Raw genomic sequence first — 22,994 nt, 5'->3', positions numbered from 1 at the left:
GCGGCCAGATAGCAGAACGGTGCCTGCCTCAGCACGCGGCGAAACCGGGGAATGGGCAATGATCGGCTGCATGCCAGAGTTTATGTGTTGTTGTTGATTGAGGTACTGATTTGCTATCAGCTTGTAGGAGACAGAAAGGGCGGCTGGTCACCGCCCTGAAAACCGCTTAGCGGTGGTATTCACCCGCCGCTTCCGGCTGGTACAACAGTTCCAGCACTTCGATACGTGCTTCTTCACCGTTCGGCAACTGCCAGGTAATCTGGTTGCCGATGTGCATGCCCAGCAGCGCTGCGCCCAGCGGCGCCATCACCGACAGCTGTTCGTGGCTGTCCTTCAGCGAAGCCGGATAAACCAGCGTACGCACGTGTTCTTCTGCCGTATGCAGATCGCGGAAACGTACGCGGCTGTTCATGGTCACTACGTTGGCCGGGATCTGGGACGGCGGCAGAATTTCGGCGCGATCCAGCTCGATGTTCAGCGCAGCCGCGACATCGGTGTTGGCAAAGGCCGGTTGTTCCAATAGCGCATCCAGGCGTTCCGCATCCAGCTCATTAATAGTAATGGTTGGCTTGGTCATTCCACTCTCCAGTCAAATCAAAAGGCGTCGGGTAACGCGCCCATAAATTCGGAAAAACAGCACAAAAGCAAAACCCCCGCGCCAGAGGTACGGGGGTGTTGTTGATGTCGAATTGTCTTACCGATAGTAGGCGGTTAAGCCGGGAAAAGAAAGAGATCCCGATCACGAAGCTTTTCACCGCCCATGGCTCAACTGGAAACCTTTTGTGGCGATATCTTTTTGTAATCTAATTGAATTATCTGGCAGATGCTTATTTTGCGAAATGGATCCCTGACGGTCACTGAATTTCCACTTTCAACTGGAAAAAAACAGAGTACACAGAATATCTCCCCGGGGTTAGGGTAAAGGCATCAGAGAAGGCGGCTTATTCAGGTGATGCGCTGTGCGACTTACGGAATCATGTTTGGATCTAGGGGAACTGAAAAGTGAATGATGGATCTGCTGCGAGAGAAAATAGTGAACAACCTGACGTCAGCACGGCCGGATCGATAACCGAACGGGTGCTGGCTGATATTACCGCCATGCTAAACGCCGAAGACATTTATACCAATGCGGTGCAGCAACAGATGCTGGAGTCGCATATTCGCGCCATGGTGTTGCGCTCAATCACCGGTGAGCCATTACCGGAAGTGGATAAATCACTGTTTGACGAAATCTCGGCGGAATCTATGCAAATGGCGGAACGGGTAGTCGACCAATTCACCACTCTGCCGATTGAAGAAGCCTATTTGCTTTCCGTACATTTTGAAGTGGCAAAAGATAATAACCAATAGTTTTTAGCGAATTAAATTAATCAGGAGAAAATACCATGGGTCAGATTACCGTAGTGATTGGCGATCGTTTGGGTAAAGGTCAGAAAGTGGGTCAGGGCATTGAAAATGCAGGTGGAAAAGCCATCGTGATCCCCGGCGTGGCGGCTGACATGAAGCTGGGCGACGTGATGAAAGCGGAAGGCGCACAGCTGGGGATTTCTTTCTGCGGCAGCGGCGGCGCGGGTGCCATTACCGCACAAACTAAATACGGCTACAAAGCCAAATACGGCATGCGCTCCATTGATGAGGGCGTGACGGCAATAAACGAAGGCTGCACCGTATTGGGTTTTGGTTTTATGGATAAAGAAGAGCTGGGTCAAAGGCTGGTGGAAGCCTACGTCAAAAAACACGGCAACCCGTAATGAAAGAACAATATACAACGTCGGTAAAGGTGGAGGGTAAGGGCGACAGCAAAGCGAAAGCTTTTGCTTCCGCCTTGGCCAATGTGCAGGGCGCGGTATTAAAATCCACCAGTAATATTCTGCTGCGTATTGAACCGCAGGATGTCAGCGTATTAAAAGCAGAAGAGAAAATAACAAAAGAAAAGTTTCTGTTTTTCTTTCTGCCGCGCGAAAGAAAAAGCTACTCCGTGGCTCTGGAAATAACCGTGAACGTGACAATGATCAATACAGAAAAAGTTGTCTTCGTCGCGAAATAAAAACGTTAGCATAAATCAAAGGGTATACTGATGTTTTTAATCATCTTATTTAAGTCGCTTATTATCGGCGGACTGGTGGGGGTTGGCGTAGGGGCCGGCGCTGCACGTATGTTCCATGCTCCGACGACACAGGGCATGGGGGCTTTCCGCACCCTGGGCGAGCTGAACTCCTGCGAGGGCGATCCGGCTTCCCACTTCTCATTCGGTCTGGGCTTCTTCTTCAACGCCTGGGCGTCTTCAGTGGCGGCAGGGGCCTTCACGCAGGACGTTGACCACCGCATTATTCCACACTGGGGCGCGGCTGCGTTGATGGTTAAAAATCGCAACCTGGCGCAAACGCTGCACGATCCGAAAAAAATGGCTATCGCCTGCGGCATCATCGGCATGCTGGTTGTGGCCTTCCTGAATACCACGGCTTCCGCCGTGCCTGCCGCATTGCAGGTGACGGCGATCAAGGTGCTGGTGCCGGCAGCGAACTTGCTGGTGAATACCGTGATGCCGGTGATCTTCTGGCTGGCGGCGATCGACGCCGGACGCCGTTCCGGCTTCTGGGGCACCATCTTCGGCGGCCTGGCGCAGCTGATCATGGGCAACGCCGTACCGGGTCTGGTGCTGGGCATCCTGATCGGTAAAGGCGTGGAAGAGAGCGGCTGGAACAAAATCACCAAGATCATGATGGCGGTGATCGTGCTGCTGTTCGTGCTGAGCGGGTTCTTCCGCGGCTTTGACATGAAAGTCCTCGAGTCCTTCAGCCTCGGCGTGCCGGGTTGGTTGGACGCCATTCACAACACCCTGAGCGGTAAATAAGGAGCTGGAAAATGGAAGAACAAACCCAAAAAGGCTTCTGGTATGCCGACTGGTCATTCCCGATTTTTGTTGGCCTGCTCTCCTCCGGCGTGTTCGCCGGGACGCACATGTACTACCTGTATGGCATTGGCGCGTTTAACGAAGTCGCCTTCGTTTCCATGCTGCGTGCGGGAATGGACACCGGCGTTTACGGTGCCGTGGCGGCCTTCGGCGCCAGCTTCCTGTTTGCGCGCATCATTGAAGGTTCGCTGGTGGGGATCCTGGACATCGGCGGTGCGATCCAGACCGGCGTGGGGCTGGGGGTTCCGGCGCTGCTGCTGGGGGCGGGGATCATCTTCCCGGTCGCTAACTTCGCCGCCTCGCTGGTGACCGGCCTGGTGATTGGCCTGGCGATTGGCTACCTGATCATTTTGGCGCGTAAATTTACCATCAATCAGAGCAACTCCACCTACGGGGCGGACGTGATGATGGGCGCCGGTAACTCTTCGGGGCGTTTCCTGGGGCCGTTGATCATCTTGTCGGCGATGACCGCTTCCATTCCGATCGGTATCGGCTCGCTGCTTGGCGCCTTGCTGTTCTATATCTGGAATAAGCCGATTACCGGTGGGGCGATCCTCGGTGCGATGCTGTTAGGGGCCATTTTCCCGGTAGCTATCGTTTAATCACGAGCGTGATTGCTGAGGACGGTACGCGGTGCCGTCCTCAGGCAGGAAAAGGAGTAATGCGGTATGTATGACTTAGTAATCAGACGCGCCAGGCTGGCGGATGATCGGCTGGTGGATCTGGCGGTCAAGGACGGCAAGATTGCCGAGGTGGGGCAGTTGGCCGACGACGTCCACGCCCATCGGAACCTGGATCTGGCGGGCAACTGCCGCCTGAGCGCCGGCTGGATCGACTCCCACGTGCACTGCTACCCCTCTTCGCCGATTTACCATGACGAACCGGACTTGGTCGGCACGGCCTGTGGCGTCACCACGGTGGTGGATGCCGGCAGTACCGGCACCGACGACGTGGATGCGTTTTATACGCTGACGCGCAGCACCAAAACCAACGTTTTCGCCTTCCTGAATATTTCGCGCATTGGCCTGCTGCGTCAGAACGAACTGGCTGATTTGGCAGACATCGATAAGCAGAAAGTCAGCCGGGCGATCGACAAACATGCCGGTTTTGTCATCGGCATCAAGGCGCGCATGAGCAGCAGCGTGGTCGGCCAGAACGGCATTCGACCGCTGGTATTGGCCAAAGAGATCCAGCAAGAAAATAACCTGTTGCCACTGATGGTGCATATCGGTAATAACCCGCCGGATCTGGATGAAATCGCCGATCTGCTGACCCGTGGCGACATTATCACTCACTGCTACAACGGTAAACCGAATCGCATTCTGACACCGGCGGGCACACTGCGTGAGTCTATCCAGCGCGCGCTAAAGCGCGGCGTCTTGCTGGATGTTGGCCACGGCACCGCCAGCTTCAGCTTCGAGGTGGCACGGCAGGCGATAGCGCTCGGCATTTTGCCGCATACCATCAGCTCCGATATCTACTGTCGCAACCGAATGGCCGGGCCGGTACACAGCCTGGCGACGGTGATGTCCAAATTCTTCAGCGTGGGGCTGTCGCTGCCGCAGGTGATTGCCTGCGTGACGGAAAATGCCGCCTCGGCGCTGCACCTGTCCCATAAGGGGCGGCTGGAACCGGGTTGCGATGCCGATTTCACGCTGTTCGAGCTCCGTCAGGGGCCACAGGTGTTCGCCGATTCAGAAGGGCAGTCGGCCGAGGGTCAACAATTGCTGGTTCCGTTGGCTGCCGTGGTGGCCGGGGAAATCCTATTAACCGATGAAGGGAAAGCCGCTCATGTCTTCGATTTATGAAAAATATAATTTAAAACAGGTCATCAACACTTCAGGTCGCATGACTGCACTCGGCGTGTCCACGCCGCGCCAGGACGTTATCGACGCCGTGGATTACGGCATGAACCACTACTTCGAAATCAAGGATCTGGTCGACAAGACCGGCGCTTACATCGCCAACCTGCTGAATGTCGAAAACGCGGTGGTAGTTTCCTGCGCCTCGGCGGGCATCGCCCAGTCAGTGGCGGCGCTGATCGTCAGAGACAACGCCAACCTGTTGGTGAACCTGCACTCCGCGCCTATTACCGTTCCACGCGAAATCGTGTTGCCGCGTGGCCATAATGTCAACTTTGGTGCCCCGGTCGATACCATGGTGGCGCTGGGCGGGGGGAAGGTGGTTGAAGCCGGTTACGCCAACGAGTGTTCTGCCGAGCAGCTAGAGGCCTGCATAACGCCGCAAACGGCGGCGATTCTCTATATCAAGTCACACCACTGCGTGCAGAAAAGCATACTTTCCGTTGAGCAGGCGGTGGTGGTGGCGCGCAAACATAACCTGCCGCTGATCGTCGATGCCGCGGCGGAAGAAGATCTGCTGTGCTACTACCAGATGGGAGCCGATCTGGTGGTTTACAGCGGCGCCAAGGCCATCGAAGGCCCCACCAGCGGTCTGGTGATTGGCAGGAAACAGTACGTTGAATGGGTGAAGCTGCAAACCGGCGGTATTGGCCGGGCGATGAAGGTCGGTAAAGAGGGCATCCTCGGCCTGACGCAGGCGATCGAAAGCTACCTGCGGCTGGAGAAAACCACCGGACAGCAGATGGTGGAAAGAATGACGCCGTTTATCGACAGTCTGAACACCCTGGCCGGTATCAGCGCCAAAACCGTCTGGGACAGCGCCGGGCGTGATATTGCACGGGCAGAAATCACGTTCGACGAAGCGGTGCTGGGATGGTCGACCTACGACATCGTGCAGGCGCTGAAAACCGGCGAGATCGCCATCTACTTCCGCGGTTATAAAGCTAACGAAGGCAAGATTGAAGTGGACGTGCGCAGCGTTGACCAGCAACAGCTGATGACCGTTTTCACCTGCATTAAAAATCTGTTCAAGGAGAAACAAGCATGAAGCTGCAACCTAACTACTATCGCGACCGCGTGTGTCTCAACGTGTTGGCCGGTTCGAAAGACAACGCGCAGGAGATTTATGCCGCGGCAGAAGGGCATGTGCTGGTGGGGGTGCTTTCCAAGAACTACCCGGACGTCGACAGTGCAGTTGCGGATATGCAGCGCTATGCGCGACTGATTGAGAATGCGTTGTCGGTGGGGCTGGGCGCAGGCGATCCTAAACAATCGGCGATGGTCAGTCTGATTTCCCAGAAAGTGCAGCCGCAGCACGTCAATCAGGTGTTTACCGGTGTGGGTGCCAGCCGTGCGCTGCTGGGCCAGAATGACAGCGTGGTGAACGGTCTGGTGTCGCCAACCGGCCGTGTTGGCTGGGTGAAGATTTCGACGGGGCCGCTGAGCGCTGCCGCGCCGGACGGCATTGTGCCGGTGGAAACCGCCATCGCCTTGTTGAAAGACATGGGCGGCAGCTCAATCAAATATTTCCCGATGGGCGGACTGGCATGCAGAGAAGAATACGAGTATGTCGCCAAAGCCTGTGCCGAGCATGACTTTATGCTGGAACCTACCGGCGGTATCGATCTGGAAAACTTCGAGCCGATCGTCGAGATCGCATTGGCTGCCGGCGTGAAGCGCGTGATCCCGCACATCTACAGTTCAATCATCGATTCCGCCACCGGCAACACCCGCCCACAGGACGTGAAAGCCCTGCTGGCGACCACCAAAAAGCTGGTGGGGTAAAGCGCATTATCGGATGACGTAAGGCAGGGAGGCGCAGGCTCTGTATCCCCAGGCGCGGGCACACCGCGCCACTATCTTTCCCCTCTGGCTTTCAAATTGCAGCTAGGCGGCCAGCTTATTCATCCCCAGGCGTTTACTTTTGGGGGGAGTGAGTGCAGATAACAACGCTGTGGCTTGAAAGACGACGGGTATACCATCAGGATAACTATGCGAAACTGGCAAACTTCTTCCACCCTGCGAACTGCAGTCACTCTGGCGCTGCTGGCAATGGCTAGCCCGGCGCTTCATGCTGAGGATGCAATGAAATCTACGTCATCTCATTTTGCTTATATCGGTACTTACAACCCTAACGGCGAAGGCGTTTACCGGGTGCAGGTCGATCCGGTCAGTGGTGCACTGAGCGCCAGGACGTTGGCCAGCAGCCAGCCGAATCCGGCGCAGCTTACCGTGGATGCCAAAGGCCAGACGCTGTATGTCGCCAGTGAAGTGGCGGACTTTAACGGGACTCAACACGGCGGCATTATCGCTTACCGCATCCAACCAAAGGACGGCAGCCTGACCCAGCTCAATCAGGTTGATTCGCAGGGGGCGGGGCCGGTTTATCTTTTCCTGACGCCAAACGGGCGCCACCTGCTGGTGGCAAACTATGTCAGCGGCACCGTAGCGGTTTTCCCGGTTGAGGGCGACGGCAAGCTGGGTAAGGCCAGTTCGGTGCAGCAACAGCAAGGGCCGGCAGGGGCCGGCAAGCCGGAGGCGGCGGTGGAGGGGAGTTTTGCCATCAGCGATCACAATGGCCCGCATGCGCATATGATCGCCAGCGATCCGAGCGGCAAGTTTGTATTCTCTACCGATCTGGGGCTGGATCGTATTTATCAATGGCGCTTTGACGACGCCAGCGGCCAGTTAACGCCGAACGATCCGCCGTGGATCGCGGCATCTTCTGCCGGCGCCGGGCCGCGTCATTTCGTGTTCCATCCGGACGGGAAAACCGTGCTGCTGGTGAATGAAGAGGCTTCCACGCTGACCAGCTACCGTTTTGATAATCAAAAAGGTACTCTGAAACAGTTGCACGTGGTCTCTTCGCTGCCTGCCGATTATAAAGGCACCAACTTCGCCGCCGGCCTGGTCCTGAGCGAGGATGGCAAAAACCTGTACGTGGCCAATCGGCTGCACAACAGCATTGCGCAGTTTAGCGTGGGCAGCGGCGGCGAGCTGCATTCGGTGGCGGAAACCTGGACGCGCGGAGATTACCCGCGATCGCTTACGCTGAGCCCGGACGGGCGTTATCTGTATGCGATGAATCAACGCAGCGATAACGTCACCCGCTTCAGCGTGGATAAGGCCAGTGGCAAACTCAGCTTTGTTGAAGGCTATACGCCAGTGGGCAGCCCCTCGCAAATGGTGTTCTTGCCGCTTGCCAAGTAACTTGTTGCCCGCCGGAGCCTCCTGGCGGGCACTCTAATTGACGGAAAGAGAATGGTGCGATTTCCCTACCCGCGTTTGGCCTATCTGTTTGATGCTTTGCAGTCCGAAACCTTGCCTCAGGATGAGTTGGCGAAGCGCTTCGCTGTGTCCACCCGAACCGTACGCGCTGACATCACCGCGCTGAACGATATTTTGGAAAAGTATGGTGCGCACTTTGTGCATAGCCGCGGGGCGGGCTATCGCCTGCAGGTGGATGACGCCAGGTTGTTCAGCGCCCTGCAGCATCAGGAGCGTAAAAAGCACGCTACGCCGCGCAGCGCACAGGAGCGGGTGCACTATCTGCTGGTTCGTTTTTTGACCTCAGCCTTTTCTCTGAAGCTGGAAGATTTAGCCGACGAATGGTTTGTCAGCCGCGGCACGCTGCAAAACGACATGGCTGAGGTGAGGGAGCGCCTGGCGCACTATCAGTTGACCATCGAGACCAAGCCGCGCTACGGCATGAAGCTGTTCGGTTCGGAGATGGCGATCCGTGCCTGTCTGACCGACTTGTTATTCCAACTGCATTTGGCCGACGCCGAGAACCCGTTGCTTAACAATGAGATCCTGCGGCAACCGCAGGTGGCGACCTTTGCCGGGCTGCTGCATCCGCTGCTGTCGCAATACGCTATTCGTCTGACCGACGAGGGTGAGCAGTACCTGATTTTCTACTGTGCGGTGGCACTGCGGCGCATTACCGACGGCTATCCGCTGCCGGACTTTGACGTTGAGGACGGTGATGACGCGGTGCGCAAGGCCTCTACCTGGTTAGCCGGGGAGTTACGCAAAGCCAGCGGCAAAGAGGTCTCGGTGGCGGAGGAGGCTTATCTGCGGGTCAATATCGCCGCGCGTCGCGTGCAGGAGGTGCAGCCGACCGAGATCAACGCCGACGATGAAGAGGCGCTGGTGGATTACATCCTGTCGTATATCAATTCGCACTATAACTACAACCTGCAGGGGGACAAACAGCTGCGGGCCGATCTGCTCACCCACATCAAAACCATGATCACCCGGGTGAAATACCAGATTAATATCCCCAATCCCCTGTTGGCGAACATCAAGCAGCACTACCCGATGGCCTACGACGTAACGCTGGCGGCCGTATCGAGCTGGGGAAAATACACGCCTTACACCCTGAGTGAAAACGAGATCGGCTATTTGGTGCTGCACATTGGCGTTGGCCTGGAGCGGCATTACAACATCGGCTACGAACGCCACCCGCAGGTGATGTTGGTCTGCGATACCGGCAACTCGACGGTCCGGATGATCCAGGCGCAAATTGCGCGCAAATACCCGCAGTTGGTGATGACGCGCATCGTTTCGCTACGCGATTACGAGGTACTCAATCATATCGACGAAGACTTTGTCATTTCCAACGCGCGGGTCAGCGAAAAGAACAAACCGGTGGTGGTGATGTCGCCGTTCCCGACCGAATACCAGCTCGAACAGCTGGGTAAGCTGGTGCTGGTGGATCGCACCAAGCCCTACATGCTGGAGAAATTTTTCGACGCCGAGCATTTTATGGTGGTGAACGAGCCGCTGACTCAGGCGCAATTGTTCCAGAAAGTGTGCAGCCAACTGGAGAGTGAAGGCTACGTTGGCGATGATTTCTATCCATCGGTTGTGGAACGTGAGGCGATTGTTTCCACGTTGCTGGGAGAAGGGATTGCACTGCCGCACTCGCTGGGCCTGTTGGCGAAGAAAACCGTGGTGGTGACGCTGCTGGCGCCGCAGGGCGTGGTCTGGGGAGAGGGAGAAATCGCCCACGTGATCTTCCTGTTGGCGATCAGCAAAAGTGATTACGAAGAAGCGATGGCAATTTACGAACTGTTCGTCACCTTTGTACGTGAACGCTCAATGAGCCGCCTGTTGGGCAGCGACAACTTCGACAGCTTCAAGGCGGTGGCGCTGGACTGCTTGAGCCGGATCTAGGACTGGGATCCCTCCCTAACGGGTTTCTGGCAAGAACAAGGCCGGCGGCAGGTTGAAACGTTTTGCCAGCGCCATGATATGGGGGATGGTCAGCGATCGCTTTCCGCTTAGAATTTGGCTCACCAGTGACTTTTTGCCGATCTCGTTTTCGAAGTCGCTTTGGCTGAGACCGTATTGCTCCATCAGTACGCTGAGCGCGGCTACGCCTTGCGGTAGCTGTGCGATGCGCTGATTGAACTCCGCAAAATCAGGGCTGTTATCTTCATACTCGGCGATCTTGGCTGCCAGAACGTCAATCAGCGGGTGGCGCTCGTCGGTTTCAAGCAGGTGTTCCACTAACGCCAGAGCATCACGGTAATCCTGCGGCGAGGTGCTGCCACCTAATAAGGGAATGGCGCGCAACAGCTCATGGGTGGCCTTAAGCGCATCGGTGATCATTTTGGGTTCCTCCGGTACTGCTGCAGTAATCTGTCGTACTCTGCGTGAGTCACTATCTGTTTAACAAATATTTTCTGGGTATCAAAGTTGGCAAAGAATAAGATCCTGAGATGATTTCCTCCGACATCAATGACCCACCATTTTGCTTTGTACTTCATTCGGTCCAGGCTAGGGAAAAGGGATTTTAATTCTTCCGGTGTATGGAACGTCCCTCGGCGCAGCGTTTTGTAGATTGTGTTGAGAGAGGCTGCTTCGTTGGGGTAGCGGAGAGCGGCCTCGTTGAACGGTTCCCTTGAAATTATATGCATCGCTCCCTCATTCATGCCCTGTCATCATTGTAGCGGCTGAGCTATTAGTTCACAAATTGTAAACTTCATTTTTTGTCTCTGCGGCGAACGGCGGCGTAATATGTCGGTGTTTTGCTGTTGAGAAGTCACTGTAGATTTATTATTAAATAATAAAATCAGTTTGTTATGGTCGTTACAATCGTTGGGATCGGTTTTGCAGAGAGGCAAGATGTTTCCATTTGGCATGCACGGGGAATTGGGGGATGTCTCACAAATGTTGAACGCGCCTTGATGGGCGCGTTCTTGATACTGGCTTCTTCGCTGCGGGGAAACTAGTCTTCGTCAAAACCGGAATTAATCAGCTCAACCACTGCGGCCAGCGCTTTTACCTCATCCGGGCCGGTGGCTTCCACCTCGATATGGCGCCCCTGCGCGGAGTCCAGCATCAGCAGTGCAATCACGCTGCTAGCTTCGGCCTCGGTGCCGCTGTCGTTACGCAGCATCACTTCGGCGTCAAAACTCTGCACCAGCTCGAACAGCTTCATCGCCGGGCGGGCGTGCATGCCCAGTTTGTTTTTGATTTCAACCGTTTGCTTGACCGTCATTGTTTACGTTTTTCCAGCGTGCGGTGTCGCGATTGCACGTTCTTGCCGCGTGAACGGAAGTAGTCGGCCAACTGTTCTGCCACGTAGACGGAACGGTGCTTACCGCCGGTACAGCCAATGGCCACCGTCAGGTAACTGCGGTTGTTGGTTTCCAGCATCGGCAGCCACTGTTCCAGATAGCTGCGGGTCTGGTAGATAAAGTTGTGCACTTCAGTGTGGCGATCGAGGAATGAGGCGACGGGTTTATCCAGGCCGGTCATCGGGCGAAGTTTAGGATCCCAGTGTGGGTTCGGCAGGAATCGCACGTCGAACACGTAATCGGCGTCGATCGGGATGCCGTGTTTAAAGCCGAAGGATTCAAACACCATGGTCAGTTCGCGCTCGCGTTTGCCCAGTAAACGGGTACGCAGCATTTCGGCCAGTTCATGCACCGACATTTCCGAGGTGTCGATGATCAGATCGGCCCGTGAACGCAGCGGCTCAAGCAGATCGCTTTCTTCGTCGATGGCGCTTTCCAGCGACAGGTTCTTGCTGGACAGCGGGTGTAAGCGGCGAGTATCACTGTAACGGCGGATCAGTGTGTTACGATCGGCGTCGAGGAACAGCAACTGCGGCGAAAAGCTGTCAGGCAGTTGGGTCATCGCATATTCAAACACTTCCGGCGATTCCGGCATGTTACGCACGTCGATGCTTACCGCCGCGGAGCTGTTGCGTTCCGCCAGCGTATTGGCAAGCTGCGGCAGCAGTACCACGGGCAGGTTATCAACGCAGTAAAAACCCATGTCTTCCAGCGCCCGCAAGGCGACGGATTTCCCTGAACCGGAACGGCCGCTGACAATCATCAGCACCATGTGGCAACTCCCCCTGGCATCTCGGCGGCGTCTATCGCCACCGTTAGAAACTTTATTATTCCGGCCTGAACCGGAATCCATCATGGCTAAACAGTATCGTTATCCGGGCTGGAAGTCACGCCAGCCGGGCGTTACTCGGTGATGATTTGGTAAAGCTCTTCGTCACTTTGGGCCGCGCGCAGGCGACGGCATACTGTTTTGTCGGCCAGACGCTTGGCGACCAGAGACAGGGTATGCAAATGGGTTTTACATTGGTCGGCCGGCACCAGCAGGGCGAACAGCAGATCGACCGGCTGGTTATCAATGGCGTCGAAGGCGATAGGTTGGTCGAGACGAATAAATACGCCAACGGCCCGCAGTGTGTCCTCTTCCAGTTTGCCATGGGGAATGGCGATACCGTTGCCGATACCGGTGCTGCCCATGCGCTCGCGGGTGAGAACCGCGTCAAACACCACCTGGGGTGGCAGGTTGAGCTGTTTGGCGGCCAGTTCGCTAATAATTTCCAAAGCCCGTTTCTTGCTGGTGCAATGTACAGAGCTTCTGGTGCACTCGATATTTAATACCGAGCTTAACTGCATTGTTTCGTTGTTCATCTCATCTTCACTTAAAACCACACCAGCAAGCAGGCTTGTGAGGTGATTTTTCGCCTTGTTTAACCCTGATGGCTTATCGGCGCGTACCCAAACAGGTAACGCGCCGATGGCCGAGGCTACGTTTGAGCCGTACCCGCTGACGGAAACGGCCCAGAATGTCAGTGTTGTTTCAGTTTGTCTTTATGTTTGTTCAATTGACGCGCCAGTTTGTCGATCAGGGTATCAATTGCCGCATACATGTTCTCGTCTTCCGAGGTGGCGTGCAACTCGCCTCCATTCACGTGCACCGTCGCTTCCGCAATCTGCTGCACTTTTTCCACACTAAGCACGACATACACCTGATTTATGCGGTCAAAATACTGTTCGAGTTTGGCGAACTTGGTGTTCACGAACTCACGCAAGGGTTCGGTGATTTCGATGTGGTGTCCGGTAATGTTGAGCTGCATAGTGTCTTCCTTCTCAATAGAGGTCAAACCAACTGTTTACGCTGGTTGGACGGCGGGATGGACAAAGACTCTCGGTACTTGGCGACGGTACGCCGCGCCACGATGATCCCCTGATCGGAGAGCAGGGTGGCCAGCTTGCTGTCGCTGAGCGGTTTGGCGGGGTTTTCCGCCGCAATCAATTTCTTCACCACCGCACGGATCGCCGTAGAGGAAGCTTCGCCTCCGCTGTCGGTATTCACGTGGCTTGAGAAGAAATACTTCAATTCGAAAATGCCGCGCGGACTGTGCAAAAACTTCTGCGTGGTCACGCGTGAAATTGTCGATTCATGCATCTCCACGGCCTGAGCGATATCCGCCAGCACCATGGGCTTCATAAATTCCGCGCCTTGCTCAAAGAACGCCTGTTGCTGCTCGACGATGCAGCGCGAAACTTTCAGCAGGGTGTCGTTGCGGCTTTCCAGGCTCTTGATCAGCCATTTCGCTTCCTGCAGATTGCTGCGGATGTACTGACCGTCGCTGTCGTTACGCGCAGTGTTGCCCAGTGCGGCATACTGCTGATTGATCTTCAGCCTTGGGATGCTGTCGCTGTTGAGCTCGACCGTCCACACATCCTGCACTTTGCGTACCAGCACGTCCGGGATCACGTACTCAGATTCGCCGGTGTTGATCGACTGGCCTGGACGCGGATCGAGTGACTGGATCAGCAGCATCGCTTCTTTCAGTGTATCTTCTTTTGAGCGGGTTGTTCGCATCAGGCTGCGAAAGTCGTGGTTCGCCAACAGGTCCAGATGTTCGCTGATGATCAGGCGTGCTTCTGCGAGGTAAGGGGTGTCTTTGGCGTACTGGGAAAGCTGAACCAGCAGACAATCGCGCAGGTCGCGCGCCGCGACGCCAACCGGATCAAACCGCTGCACGCGCTTTAAAACCGCTTCGACTTCGTCCATTGTCACATTATCGTCACCCATGCTCTCCAGAATGTCTTCCAGCGGCACGGTGAGATAGCCGGTGTCATCGACGGCGTCGACGATTGAGGTGGCGATGGCGGCATCGGTATCGGAAAACGGCGTCAGATCCACCTGCCACATCAGGTAATCCTGCAGGGTTTGGGTGGTTTCGCCCTGATACACCGGCAGTTCATCGTCACTGTAATCGGTGCGGGTCCCTGACGGAGTGCCGGCGGTATAGATCTCGTCCCAGGTGGCGTCCAGCGGCAGCTCTTCGGGCATGTCCTTTTGCTCCAGCGCCTCCCGGGTATCCAAACCTTCGGTTTCGGTGGTCTCTTTAGCGTCGATTTCTTCGTGCAAATCGGTTTGTTCAAGCAGTGGATTGCTCTCTAACGCCAGCTGTATCTCCTGCTGGAGCTCAAGCGTGGACAACTGCAGCAGGCGTATGGCCTGCTGGAGCTGGGGGGTCATGGCCAGTTGTTGGCTAAACCTGAGTTGCAAACCTTGCTTCATATTCTTCAGTCTACTTCCGTTAACAGTCGCCCATCAGGACGCGCCGGCACTCAGAGGCGGAATTCTTCGCCCAGATAAACGCGTTTTACCTGCTCATCGGCCAGAATAGCATCCGGCGTGCCGTGAGCAATCAGTTTGCCCTGGCTGACGATATAGGCGCGTTCACACACGTCCAGCGTTTCGCGCACGTTGTGGTCGGTGATCAGCACGCCCAGGCCGCTGTCACGCAAGTGCTCGATAATTTTTTTAATGTCGATAACGGAAATCGGGTCAACCCCGGCGAAGGGTTCATCCAGCAGGATGAATTTCGGGTTAGCCGCCAGCGCACGGGCGATCTCCACGCGGCGACGTTCGCCACCGGACAGCGCCTGGCCCAGGTTGTCGCGCAGGTGGGAGATATGGAACTCTTCCATCAGCTCTACCGCACGGTCCGCCCGCTGTTCGCTGCTGAGATCGTCACGGATTTCCAGCACTGCCATCAGGTTGTCGTAAACGCTCAGACGGCGGAAGATCGAGGCTTCCTGCGGCAGATAGCCGATGCCACGACGCGCACGGGCGTGCAGCGGCAGCAGGCTGATGTCTTCTTCGTCAATCACGATACGCCCGGCGTCACGCTGAACGATACCGACCACCATGTAGAAAGTGGTGGTCTTGCCGGCGCCGTTTGGCCCCAGCAGGCCGACGATCTCGCCGGATTTCACTTTCAGGCTGACGTCTTCAACGACTTTGCGGCCCTTGTAGGCTTTCGCCAGGTTTTCTGCGATGAGTGTAGCCATAAGTGATTAGTTACTCTTGTTTTGCCCGTTTTTGTCTTGCAACTGCGACGGTACCAGAACCGTAGTCACGCGTTTGCCTTTATCGCTAAACGCCTGCATTTGCTGCTGTTGCACCAGGTAGGTGATGCGATCGCCCTTGACGTTGCTGTCGAGCTGTTCCAGATAGGCGTTCCCGGTCAGGGTCACCAACTGAGACGCCACATCGTAACGCACCTTCTGAGCGTGGCCTTTCACCGGCTTGCCACTGTCTTGCATCTGATAGAAGGTGACCGGGTTGCCAAAGGCTTCAATATAGGTTTTGTTCTGATCGCCGCCCGGGCGGGTGACCACGACTTTGTCCGCTTTGATATCGATGGTGCCTTGTTTGATCACCACGTTATCAGTAAAGGTGCTGACGTTGCTCTGCATGTCCAGAGACTGTTTCAGCGAGTCGATGCTCACCGGCTGATTGGAGTCGGACTTCAGCGCCCATGCGGGGGCGCTGGCGGCCAAAATCAAGCTGCCGATTAACAGATTACGGCTTGGTTTGTTGGTTTTGAATTTCATAGTTGGTCTTAACCTTATCAATCAGCTCAGCGGTCTTGGCCCGCAGGTTCCCACGCATTTTCATGCCGTTAGAGGTGAAGTTCGTCCCGTAGAGCGTCACTTCGTCATCCGAAGCCACATCCTGGGTCACCAGGTTCACCTGAGCATTGTCTGTTTTAATTTTTTCCAGCTGCGACGTGGTGGTCAGGCTGTTCACCTCGACGTGGCCGTAAAGATACAGCATCCGGTCTTTAGTCAGTTTGGCGCGGTCGGCGCGAACTGACCAGGTGGCCACCGCGTTTTCATCAAACAGCGTCATCACCGGCTGGGTGAACCAGCTTAATTCATCGGCGGTATAGTACTTCACGTCTTCCGCCACCAGCTTGTAACTCAGCTTGCCGGTCGGATTGTACACTATGGTGACCGTATGCTGGCTCTGATAAGTCGGGTCCTGGCTGTTCACCGGCCCCGGAGCCGTATCATCACTGAAATCCGTCATGTTCCAGCCAATCAGCGCCAGTGCGATCACCGCCAGCAGCACGGTGATCCAAAGTTTGGTTTTACTCATATCGATAGCCCTTTGGCGTCTTCCAGCTTGTTTTGAGCCAAAAGAATAATGTCGCACAGCTCACGTACCGCACCGCGGCCGCCGGCAATGCGGGTAACATAATGTGCCCGTGGCGTCAGCAGCGGGTGCGCATCTGCCACCGCGACCGCCAGGCCAACCTGCGCCATCACCGGCCAGTCGATCAGGTCGTCGCCGATATAGGCGACCTGATCCGCCGTCAGCGACAGTGTATCCAACAGTTCGCGGAAGGCCAAAAGCTTATCGGATTGCCCCTGATAAAGGTGCGTGATGCCGAGCGTTTTAGCCCGGTCTTCCAACAGCTTGGCGGAGCGACCGGTAATGATTGCCACTTCGATATCCGAGGTTTTCAGGCAGCGGATGCCGTAACCGTCGCGTACGTTAAACGCTTTTAATTCTTCACCATTGTTGCCCATGAAAATCAGGCCGTCTGACAGCACGCCGTCGACATCACAAATCAGCAGGCGGATTTTGCCGGCACGCGCCATGACCTCTTGCTCTACAGGCCCGTAGCAGGTTTCAACCAGACTCATTGAGTTCTCTTCCATAGTTAAACGACGCCGGCGCGCAGCATGTCATGCATATGTACCACACCCAGCAATTGGTCGCCATCGGCAACCAGCAGCGCGGTGATGTGACGTTGCTGCATCAGATTCAGCGCGTCGACCGCCAGCAGGTTCGGACGTACCCGCACGCCGCCGAGCGTCATGACATCGACGATGCGGGCCTCGTTGAGATTGATGCCCATATCGAAAATCCGGCGCAGGTCACCGTCGGTGAAGATACCGGCGATTTTCATCAAATCATCGCAGATAACCGTCATGCCCAGATTTTTTCGGGTAATTTCCAGCAGCGCGTCGCGCAGCGATGCATCGGCGCTGACGTGAGGAATTTCATCGCCGCTGTGCATGATGTCGCATACGCGCAGCAGCAGGCGGCGGCCCAGAGCGCCCCCTGGGTGCGATAACGCAAAATCTTCCGGCGTGAAACCGCGAGCTTTTAACAGTGCGACGGCCAACGCATCGCCCATCACCAACGTGGCGGTGGTGCTGGTGGTCGGCGCCAGGCCGAGTGGGCAGGCTTCCTGTGGCACCTTGATGCACAGGTGAATATCCGCCGCCTTGCCCATCGAACTTTCCGGGTTGTTGGTCATGCAGATCAGCGGGATACGCTGACGTTTCAACACCGGGATCAGCGCCTGTATTTCGTTGGACTCACCCGAATTGGAAATGGCGAGCACGATATCCTGTGCGGTGACCATGCCGAGATCGCCATGGCTGGCCTCGGCCGGATGAACAAAGAACGACGGCGTTCCGGTGCTGGCGAAGGTGGCGGCAATCTTGCAGCCGATGTGCCCGGATTTACCCATGCCCATCACAACCACTTTGCCGCTGCATTCGGCGATCAACTCGCAGGCGCGGGTAAAGTCTGCATTGATGTATTGATCGAGCTGGGCCAGCCCGTCACGCTCAATCTGCAGCACTTCTTTGCCTGCCTGCTGAAAATCAAAGCCCGGTTGCAACTGAATGTTCGACATGCTCATTCCCATCGGTCATACCCGTCATCTCTCAAATTACAGCGCCGTATCCACTCATCCCGGTGACTTACCTGAGCAGGCACCTGGGGATGAGTGAGTTTGCCGCCTGGCTGCAACTTGAAAGCTAGAGGCTATAGCTAAATGAATTGAAAGGGTTAAAAAACAGCACCGCAAGGTACGCAATAAAACCACATAATAACAGAGCGCCGGCCAGATGACCGATGCGATGTTTGCGCCCGATGCACAGGGCGCTGAGCACAATGCTGACGGCCAGCATGACCCAGTAATCGCGATGGAAGGCGGCACCATCGACGGTCCCCGGAGACAGCAGGGCGGGCACGCCCAGCACGATCACCGTGTTGAAAATGTTGGAGCCGATGATATTGCCAATCGCCATATCATCTTCGCCCTTGAGTGCGCCGGCGATCGACGTGGCCAGCTCCGGCAGGCTGGTGCCGATGGCAATGACGGTCAGGCCCACCACCAACTCACTCATACCGAAATAGTGCGCGATGACCGTGGCGTTATCGACCACCATTTTGGAAGACAGCGGCAGAATGATAAACGCCAGCACCAGCCACAACACCGCCACGGTGTTGCTGCTGTCCTGCGGCAGTTCGGCGAGTTGCTCCACGGTCAGGCTGTCGCTGCCTTCACGCTGCGCCAACCGGGCAATTTTCAACATCAACAGAATAAATACCGCGGCGGCGGCCAACAGCAGCACGCCATCCAGTCGGCTAAGCGTGCCGTCCATCAGCACGAAACCGCACAATACTGTGACCGCCAACATCAGCGGCAGTTCGCGCCGCAACACTTCGGATCGCGCCGCCAGCGGGTGTATCAGCGCGGCAACGCCGAGGATCAGCAAAATATTCGTGATGTTGGAACCTAATACGTTCCCCACGGCCATATCGATTTGCCCGTTCAATGCCGCAGTGGTCGACACAAACAGCTCCGGCAGTGAAGTGCCGATGCCGACGATGGTCATACCGATAATCAGCGGTGGCACGCCGAGTGAACGGGAAATTACCGCAGCACCGTAAACTAAGCGGTCTGCACCATATACCAGTAAAAATAAACCAACGATTAATAAAGCTATCGCGAGAAACATGCAGGGTCCTTTGTTGGGTATCATCCCGGTTCGTTGGTTAAAAGCCGTAATTCGGCTATCTTGCTTTGCCCTCCGTTGCGCAGGTTAAAGCCACAGCAACGGGTTTTCCCGGCTAATATATGAACACTTTCGTTTTTTTTCGTTATGGCGCCAATTTTGACCGGGTGGCGCGTAAAAGTAAAACCTATGGCACCATTGGTAGCGAAATGGCGGTAAGTTTTTGTAAAGATGAGACGCATTGCGCCCGTTGCTTTAACATCGTGGGTAGATTTGGCAAAAATGACCCGTAAAGGATCAATTAACATGCACCAGAAGGCAGAGAATCTGGTCGAAGTTCGCGACATGACGTTCTCGCGTGGCGATCGACTGATATTCGAAGATATCAACCTGACGGTTCCCCGTGGCAAGGTCACGGCGATCATGGGGCCGTCCGGTATTGGCAAAACGACGCTGCTGCGTCTGATCGGCGGCCAACTGGCACCGGACAGCGGTGAAATCTGGTTTGATGGCGATAACATTCCCGCATTGTCTCGCCATCAACTGTATGAAGCGCGCAAGAAAATGAGCATGCTGTTTCAGTCTGGCGCGCTGTTTACCGATCTGACGGTGTTCGAAAACGTGGCTTACCCGCTGCGCGAACATAGCCGTTTGCCGGAGCCCATTCTGCGCAGCACGGTGATGATGAAGCTGGAAGCGGTGGGGCTGCGGGGAGCGGCCGATCTGATGCCGAATGAATTGTCAGGCGGCATGGCGCGGCGAGCTGCGCTGGCACGTGCGATTGCGCTCGATCCGGAGATGATCATGTTCGACGAGCCTTTCGTCGGCCAGGATCCCATCACCATGGGCGTACTGGTCAAGCTGATCGATGAGCTGAATCACGCGCTGGGCATCACCTGCATCGTGGTTTCGCACGACGTGCCGGAAGTGCTGAGCATCGCCGACTACGCTTACATTGTGGCCGATCATCGGGTGATAGCCGAAGGCACGGCGCAGCAATTACAGAACAATCCTGATGCACGCGTGCGCCAGTTCCTGGATGGTATTGCCGATGGGCCGGTACCCTTCCGTTATCCGGCCGGCGATTACCAGGCCGAGCTGTTAGGTTTAGGGAGTAAATAAGCTGATGTTATTACGGGCGTTAGCGTCGTTAGGACGCCGTGGCATCAACACCAGCGCCAGCTTTGGGCGCGCCGGGTTGATGCTGTTCAACGCGCTGGTCGGGCGGCCTGAGCCGCGCAGGCAGTGGCCACTGTTGCTCAAGCAGTTGCACAGCGTTGGCGTGCAGTCGCTGCTGATCATCGTGGTTTCCGGGTTGTTTATCGGTATGGTGCTGGGGTTGCAGGGCTATCTGGTGCTCACCACTTACAGCGCTGAAGCCAGCCTGGGCATGATGGTGGCGTTATCGCTGCTGCGTGAACTGGGTCCGGTGGTCACCGCGCTGCTGTTTGCCGGACGTGCAGGCTCTGCATTGACGGCCGAAATTGGCCTGATGAAGGCAACGGAACAAATCTCCAGTCTGGAAATGATGGCCGTCGATCCGCTGCGGCGTATCGTTGCGCCGCGCTTCTGGGCCGGTTTGATCAGCATGCCATTGCTGACGATGATTTTTGTCGCTATCGGCATCTGGGGCGGCTCGGTGGTTGGCGTAGACTGGAAGGGCATTGACAGCGGTTTCTTCTGGTCGGCCATGCAGGGCGCTGTTGAGTGGAAAAAAGACCTGCTCAACTGCCTGATCAAGAGCGTGGTATTTGCCATCACCGTGACCTGGATTGCCATCTTCAACGGGTATGATGCCGTACCGACCTCTGAAGGGATAAGCCGGGCAACGACCCGTACCGTGGTACATTCGTCACTGGCGGTGTTGGGATTGGATTTCGTGCTGACAGCACTGATGTTTGGGAATTGATTCGATGCAAACGAAGAAGAGTGAAATCTGGGTTGGGGCATTTATGCTGATTGCGCTGTGCGCCATCGTGTTTCTGTGCCTGCAAGTGGCCAACATTAAGTCGATCGGTAACGAGCCGACATACCGCATCTATGCGACCTTCGATAACATCGGCGGTCTGAAAGCGCGTTCTCCGGTGAAAATCGGCGGTGTGATGATTGGCCGAGTGGCTGATATCACGCTCGATCCTAAAACCTATACGCCGCGCGTAGCCCTGGATATCCAGGATAAATACGACCAGATCCCGGACACCAGTTCGCTGGCGATCCGCACCTCCGGCCTGTTGGGGGAACAATATCTGGCGCTGAACGTCGGTTTTGAAGATCCGGACATGGGCACGGCCATTTTGAAAGACGGCGGCACGATTCAGGACACCAAATCAGCCATGGTTCTGGAAGATCTGATCGGCCAGTTCCTGTATAAGAGCGGCGGTCAGGATGATGCAGCCAAAACGGGAGACGCGGCTGCTCAGCCGGCTGCCGGCGCTGCCCCACAAGCCGCTGCCCCTATTCATTAAGAGAGGAAACCTGCATGTTTAAACGTTTACTTATGGTTGCCCTGCTGGTGGTCGCACCGCTGGCGAATGCGGTCGATCAGACCAATCCTTACAGCCTGATGCAAGACGCGGCTGAGAAGACCTTCACCCGTCTGAAAACCGAACAGCCGAAAATCAAGCAGGACCCGAACTACCTGCGTTCAGTGGTGCATCAGGAACTGATGCCGTTTGTGCAGGTCAAATACGCCGGTGCGCTGGTGCTGGGCCGTTTTTACAAAGAAGCGACGCCGGCGCAGCGTGAAGCCTACTTCACCGCATTCCAGGCCTATCTGGAACAGGCTTACGGCCAGGCGCTGGCCATGTACCACGGCCAAACTTATCAGATTGAACCCGAGAAGCCGCTGGGCGACGCCAGCATTGTGGCGATCCGCGTGACCATCATCGACAACGGCGGTCGCCCGCCGGTGCGTCTGGACTTCCAGTGGCGCAAAAACACCAAAACCGGTCACTGGCAGGCCTATGACATGATCGCCGAAGGCGTCAGCATGATTACCACCAAGCAGAACGAGTGGGCTTCTACGCTGCGTACCCAGGGGATCGACGGCCTGACCAAGCAACTGCAAGCGGCGGCGGCTCAGCCGATTACGCTGGATCAGAAAAACTGATGTCAGCGGCACTCAGCTTTGAATCGCAGCAACAGACCCTGATCCTGCGCGGTGCACTGGATCGGGAAACGCTGCTGCCGCTGTGGGAACAGCGGGAAACGTTGCTGGCGGATAAAACCGTTATCGACGTGACTCAACTGCAGCGGGTGGACTCGTCCGGGCTGGCACTGCTGGTGCATCTGCGCGAACAGCAGCGCCAACATGGCGTGGAATTAAAAATTTCTGGCGCCGGCGATCGCTTGAAAACGCTGATCGCACTGTACAATCTGCAAGCAATAATGCCTGTCGATACCGCTGGTTAGCCCGATTTTCAACTGGATGAAGACGTTTTCTCCCCAGAAAGCCCCTGTACAACAGGGGCTTTTTCTTTAGTTTAAGAAAACGTCGTATTCCACTAAGATATCAGGCTGATTATGATCCTTTTGATACAGAACTGGATACTATGGAAAATAGCGAGATTAAAGATGTGCTGATGCGCGCATTGGCACTGGAAGAAGCACATGTTACCGGCGACGGCAGCCATTTTCAGGTGATCGTGGTCGGTGAGCTGTTTGCCGCCATGAGCCGCGTCAAGAAACAACAGACGGTCTATGCGCCGCTGATGGAATACATTGCGGACAACCGTATTCACGCCTTGTCGATTAAGGCGTACACCCCTGAAGAGTGGCAGCGAGATCGCAAACTCAACGGATTTTAAGGCTGTTTGCCCAGCGGGGCGGGCA

General features: G+C 55.9%; 31 protein-coding genes. 16 read left to right on the top strand and 15 right to left on the bottom strand.

Annotated features, from left to right (window positions below; translation table 11 throughout):
* Positions 1 to 166: 166 nt before the first annotated feature.
* A complete protein-coding gene (gene rnk / locus LQ945_RS10650; protein ID WP_020831894.1) occupies positions 167 to 577 on the bottom strand; it encodes a nucleoside diphosphate kinase regulator in 411 nt (136 codons plus the stop codon).
* Between the two features lie 425 nt (positions 578 to 1,002).
* Here rnk and LQ945_RS10645 point away from each other — a divergent pair, with 425 nt between their 5' ends.
* The 10 genes from LQ945_RS10645 (at position 1,003) to LQ945_RS10600 (ending at position 9,954) form a co-directional block, all read left to right on the top strand.
* Positions 1,003 to 1,350 (top strand): glycine dehydrogenase, encoded by a 348-nt coding sequence (locus tag LQ945_RS10645; protein WP_270102852.1) that lies wholly within the window; start codon positions 1,003 to 1,005, stop codon positions 1,348 to 1,350.
* 35 nt (positions 1,351 to 1,385) lie between these two features.
* On the top strand, positions 1,386 to 1,751 hold the full coding sequence (locus LQ945_RS10640) for a glycine-rich SFCGS family protein (protein WP_012147075.1): 366 nt from the start codon (positions 1,386 to 1,388) through the stop codon (positions 1,749 to 1,751).
* Positions 1,751 to 2,047 carry a DUF4312 family protein gene (locus tag LQ945_RS10635; protein WP_262240778.1) on the top strand — a complete coding sequence of 99 codons (297 nt, stop codon included), beginning with the start codon at positions 1,751 to 1,753 and terminating at the stop codon, positions 2,045 to 2,047. Before LQ945_RS10640 ends, LQ945_RS10635 begins: the two co-directional genes overlap by 1 nt.
* 30 nt (positions 2,048 to 2,077) lie before the next feature.
* The gene (locus tag LQ945_RS10630; RefSeq protein ID WP_012147073.1) at positions 2,078 to 2,854 is read left to right on the top strand and encodes a DUF4311 domain-containing protein; all 777 of its coding nucleotides are present in this window, start codon (positions 2,078 to 2,080) and stop codon (positions 2,852 to 2,854) included.
* An 11-nt stretch (positions 2,855 to 2,865) separates the two neighbouring features.
* Positions 2,866 to 3,516 carry a DUF4310 family protein gene (locus LQ945_RS10625; protein WP_044553683.1) on the top strand — a complete coding sequence of 217 codons (651 nt, stop codon included), beginning with the start codon at positions 2,866 to 2,868 and terminating at the stop codon, positions 3,514 to 3,516.
* Positions 3,517 to 3,582: 66 nt separating this feature from the next.
* Positions 3,583 to 4,722, top strand: a complete 1,140-nt coding sequence (locus LQ945_RS10620; protein WP_270102851.1) for an amidohydrolase/deacetylase family metallohydrolase — start codon at positions 3,583 to 3,585, stop codon at positions 4,720 to 4,722.
* On the top strand, positions 4,706 to 5,824 hold the full coding sequence (locus tag LQ945_RS10615; protein WP_270102850.1) for a DgaE family pyridoxal phosphate-dependent ammonia lyase: 1,119 nt from the start codon (positions 4,706 to 4,708) through the stop codon (positions 5,822 to 5,824). Before LQ945_RS10620 ends, LQ945_RS10615 begins: the two co-directional genes overlap by 17 nt.
* Entirely contained in the window at positions 5,821 to 6,561 is a 741-nt protein-coding gene (gene dagF / locus LQ945_RS10610; RefSeq protein ID WP_182822178.1) for a 2-dehydro-3-deoxy-phosphogluconate aldolase, read from the top strand. The genes LQ945_RS10615 and dagF overlap by 4 nt, the downstream gene beginning before the upstream one ends.
* Positions 6,562 to 6,768: 207 nt before the next feature.
* A complete protein-coding gene (locus LQ945_RS10605) occupies positions 6,769 to 7,986 on the top strand; it encodes a lactonase family protein (RefSeq protein ID WP_270102849.1) in 1,218 nt (405 codons plus the stop codon).
* Between the two features lie 51 nt (positions 7,987 to 8,037).
* Positions 8,038 to 9,954 (top strand): BglG family transcription antiterminator, encoded by a 1,917-nt coding sequence (locus LQ945_RS10600; RefSeq protein ID WP_044553678.1) that lies wholly within the window; start codon positions 8,038 to 8,040, stop codon positions 9,952 to 9,954.
* Positions 9,955 to 9,969: 15 nt separating this feature from the next.
* On the opposite strand, the gene LQ945_RS10595 is transcribed toward LQ945_RS10600, so the two are convergent.
* The 14 genes from LQ945_RS10595 to LQ945_RS10530 form a co-directional block, all read right to left on the bottom strand.
* Positions 9,970 to 10,392: a helix-turn-helix domain-containing protein gene (locus LQ945_RS10595; RefSeq protein WP_182822172.1), complete on the bottom strand. Its 423-nt coding sequence runs from the start codon at positions 10,390 to 10,392 to the stop codon at positions 9,970 to 9,972.
* Complete coding sequence (locus LQ945_RS10590; RefSeq protein WP_270102848.1) at positions 10,389 to 10,700, bottom strand: type II toxin-antitoxin system HigB family toxin; 312 nt, start codon at positions 10,698 to 10,700, stop codon at positions 10,389 to 10,391. The genes LQ945_RS10595 and LQ945_RS10590 overlap by 4 nt, the downstream gene beginning before the upstream one ends.
* 311 nt (positions 10,701 to 11,011) lie before the next feature.
* Positions 11,012 to 11,284, bottom strand: coding sequence for a PTS phosphocarrier protein NPr (gene npr / locus LQ945_RS10585; RefSeq protein WP_044553677.1), 273 nt, complete (start codon positions 11,282 to 11,284; stop codon positions 11,012 to 11,014).
* Positions 11,281 to 12,135, bottom strand: a complete 855-nt coding sequence (rapZ, locus tag LQ945_RS10580; protein WP_012147065.1) for an RNase adapter RapZ — start codon at positions 12,133 to 12,135, stop codon at positions 11,281 to 11,283. The genes npr and rapZ overlap by 4 nt, the downstream gene beginning before the upstream one ends.
* Before the next feature lie 131 nt (positions 12,136 to 12,266).
* Complete coding sequence (gene ptsN / locus LQ945_RS10575; protein ID WP_115060613.1) at positions 12,267 to 12,728, bottom strand: PTS IIA-like nitrogen regulatory protein PtsN; 462 nt, start codon at positions 12,726 to 12,728, stop codon at positions 12,267 to 12,269.
* A gap of 158 nt (positions 12,729 to 12,886) precedes the next feature.
* On the bottom strand, positions 12,887 to 13,174 hold the full coding sequence (hpf, locus tag LQ945_RS10570; protein WP_004948547.1) for a ribosome hibernation promoting factor: 288 nt from the start codon (positions 13,172 to 13,174) through the stop codon (positions 12,887 to 12,889).
* A 23-nt stretch (positions 13,175 to 13,197) separates the two neighbouring features.
* Positions 13,198 to 14,631 (bottom strand): RNA polymerase factor sigma-54, encoded by a 1,434-nt coding sequence (gene rpoN, locus LQ945_RS10565; RefSeq protein WP_262240783.1) that lies wholly within the window; start codon positions 14,629 to 14,631, stop codon positions 13,198 to 13,200.
* A 50-nt stretch (positions 14,632 to 14,681) separates the two neighbouring features.
* Entirely contained in the window at positions 14,682 to 15,407 is a 726-nt protein-coding gene (lptB, locus tag LQ945_RS10560) for an LPS export ABC transporter ATP-binding protein (protein WP_020831867.1), read from the bottom strand.
* 6 nt (positions 15,408 to 15,413) lie between these two features.
* On the bottom strand, positions 15,414 to 15,953 hold the full coding sequence (lptA, locus tag LQ945_RS10555; protein ID WP_020831865.1) for a lipopolysaccharide ABC transporter substrate-binding protein LptA: 540 nt from the start codon (positions 15,951 to 15,953) through the stop codon (positions 15,414 to 15,416).
* Positions 15,922 to 16,500, bottom strand: coding sequence for an LPS export ABC transporter periplasmic protein LptC (gene lptC, locus LQ945_RS10550; protein WP_044553675.1), 579 nt, complete (start codon positions 16,498 to 16,500; stop codon positions 15,922 to 15,924). The genes lptA and lptC overlap by 32 nt, the downstream gene beginning before the upstream one ends.
* The gene (kdsC, locus tag LQ945_RS10545; protein WP_044553674.1) at positions 16,497 to 17,051 is read right to left on the bottom strand and encodes a 3-deoxy-manno-octulosonate-8-phosphatase KdsC; all 555 of its coding nucleotides are present in this window, start codon (positions 17,049 to 17,051) and stop codon (positions 16,497 to 16,499) included. Before kdsC ends, lptC begins: the two co-directional genes overlap by 4 nt.
* A gap of 17 nt (positions 17,052 to 17,068) precedes the next feature.
* The gene (gene kdsD, locus LQ945_RS10540) at positions 17,069 to 18,055 is read right to left on the bottom strand and encodes an arabinose-5-phosphate isomerase KdsD (protein ID WP_044553673.1); all 987 of its coding nucleotides are present in this window, start codon (positions 18,053 to 18,055) and stop codon (positions 17,069 to 17,071) included.
* A gap of 124 nt (positions 18,056 to 18,179) precedes the next feature.
* The gene (locus tag LQ945_RS10535) at positions 18,180 to 19,166 is read right to left on the bottom strand and encodes a calcium/sodium antiporter (protein WP_044553672.1); all 987 of its coding nucleotides are present in this window, start codon (positions 19,164 to 19,166) and stop codon (positions 18,180 to 18,182) included.
* A 20-nt stretch (positions 19,167 to 19,186) separates the two neighbouring features.
* On the bottom strand, positions 19,187 to 19,471 hold the full coding sequence (locus tag LQ945_RS10530) for a hypothetical protein (RefSeq protein ID WP_182822170.1): 285 nt from the start codon (positions 19,469 to 19,471) through the stop codon (positions 19,187 to 19,189).
* On the opposite strand from LQ945_RS10530, the gene mlaF reads away from it, so the two are divergent.
* The 6 genes from mlaF (at position 19,470) to ibaG (ending at position 22,969) form a co-directional block, all read left to right on the top strand.
* Positions 19,470 to 20,285 (top strand): phospholipid ABC transporter ATP-binding protein MlaF, encoded by an 816-nt coding sequence (gene mlaF / locus LQ945_RS10525; RefSeq protein ID WP_129941635.1) that lies wholly within the window; start codon positions 19,470 to 19,472, stop codon positions 20,283 to 20,285. The genes LQ945_RS10530 and mlaF overlap by 2 nt on opposite strands.
* Before the next feature lie 4 nt (positions 20,286 to 20,289).
* The gene (gene mlaE / locus LQ945_RS10520) at positions 20,290 to 21,072 is read left to right on the top strand and encodes a lipid asymmetry maintenance ABC transporter permease subunit MlaE (RefSeq protein ID WP_044553668.1); all 783 of its coding nucleotides are present in this window, start codon (positions 20,290 to 20,292) and stop codon (positions 21,070 to 21,072) included.
* A 4-nt stretch (positions 21,073 to 21,076) separates the two neighbouring features.
* Positions 21,077 to 21,628, top strand: coding sequence for an outer membrane lipid asymmetry maintenance protein MlaD (mlaD, locus tag LQ945_RS10515; protein ID WP_041415008.1), 552 nt, complete (start codon positions 21,077 to 21,079; stop codon positions 21,626 to 21,628).
* 14 nt (positions 21,629 to 21,642) lie between these two features.
* Complete coding sequence (mlaC, locus tag LQ945_RS10510; protein ID WP_044553666.1) at positions 21,643 to 22,272, top strand: phospholipid-binding protein MlaC; 630 nt, start codon at positions 21,643 to 21,645, stop codon at positions 22,270 to 22,272.
* On the top strand, positions 22,272 to 22,574 hold the full coding sequence (gene mlaB, locus LQ945_RS10505) for a lipid asymmetry maintenance protein MlaB (RefSeq protein ID WP_270102847.1): 303 nt from the start codon (positions 22,272 to 22,274) through the stop codon (positions 22,572 to 22,574). Before mlaC ends, mlaB begins: the two co-directional genes overlap by 1 nt.
* 140 nt (positions 22,575 to 22,714) lie before the next feature.
* Positions 22,715 to 22,969 (top strand): BolA family iron metabolism protein IbaG, encoded by a 255-nt coding sequence (gene ibaG / locus LQ945_RS10500; RefSeq protein ID WP_044553663.1) that lies wholly within the window; start codon positions 22,715 to 22,717, stop codon positions 22,967 to 22,969.
* Positions 22,970 to 22,994: the final 25 nt, after the last annotated feature.

The organism is Serratia liquefaciens (genome assembly GCF_027594825.1).
GTDB lineage: Bacteria > Pseudomonadota > Gammaproteobacteria > Enterobacterales > Enterobacteriaceae > Serratia > Serratia liquefaciens_A.
The sequence above is the reverse complement of the archived record's forward strand: the minus strand, read 5'-3'. Positions and strand labels throughout refer to the sequence as shown.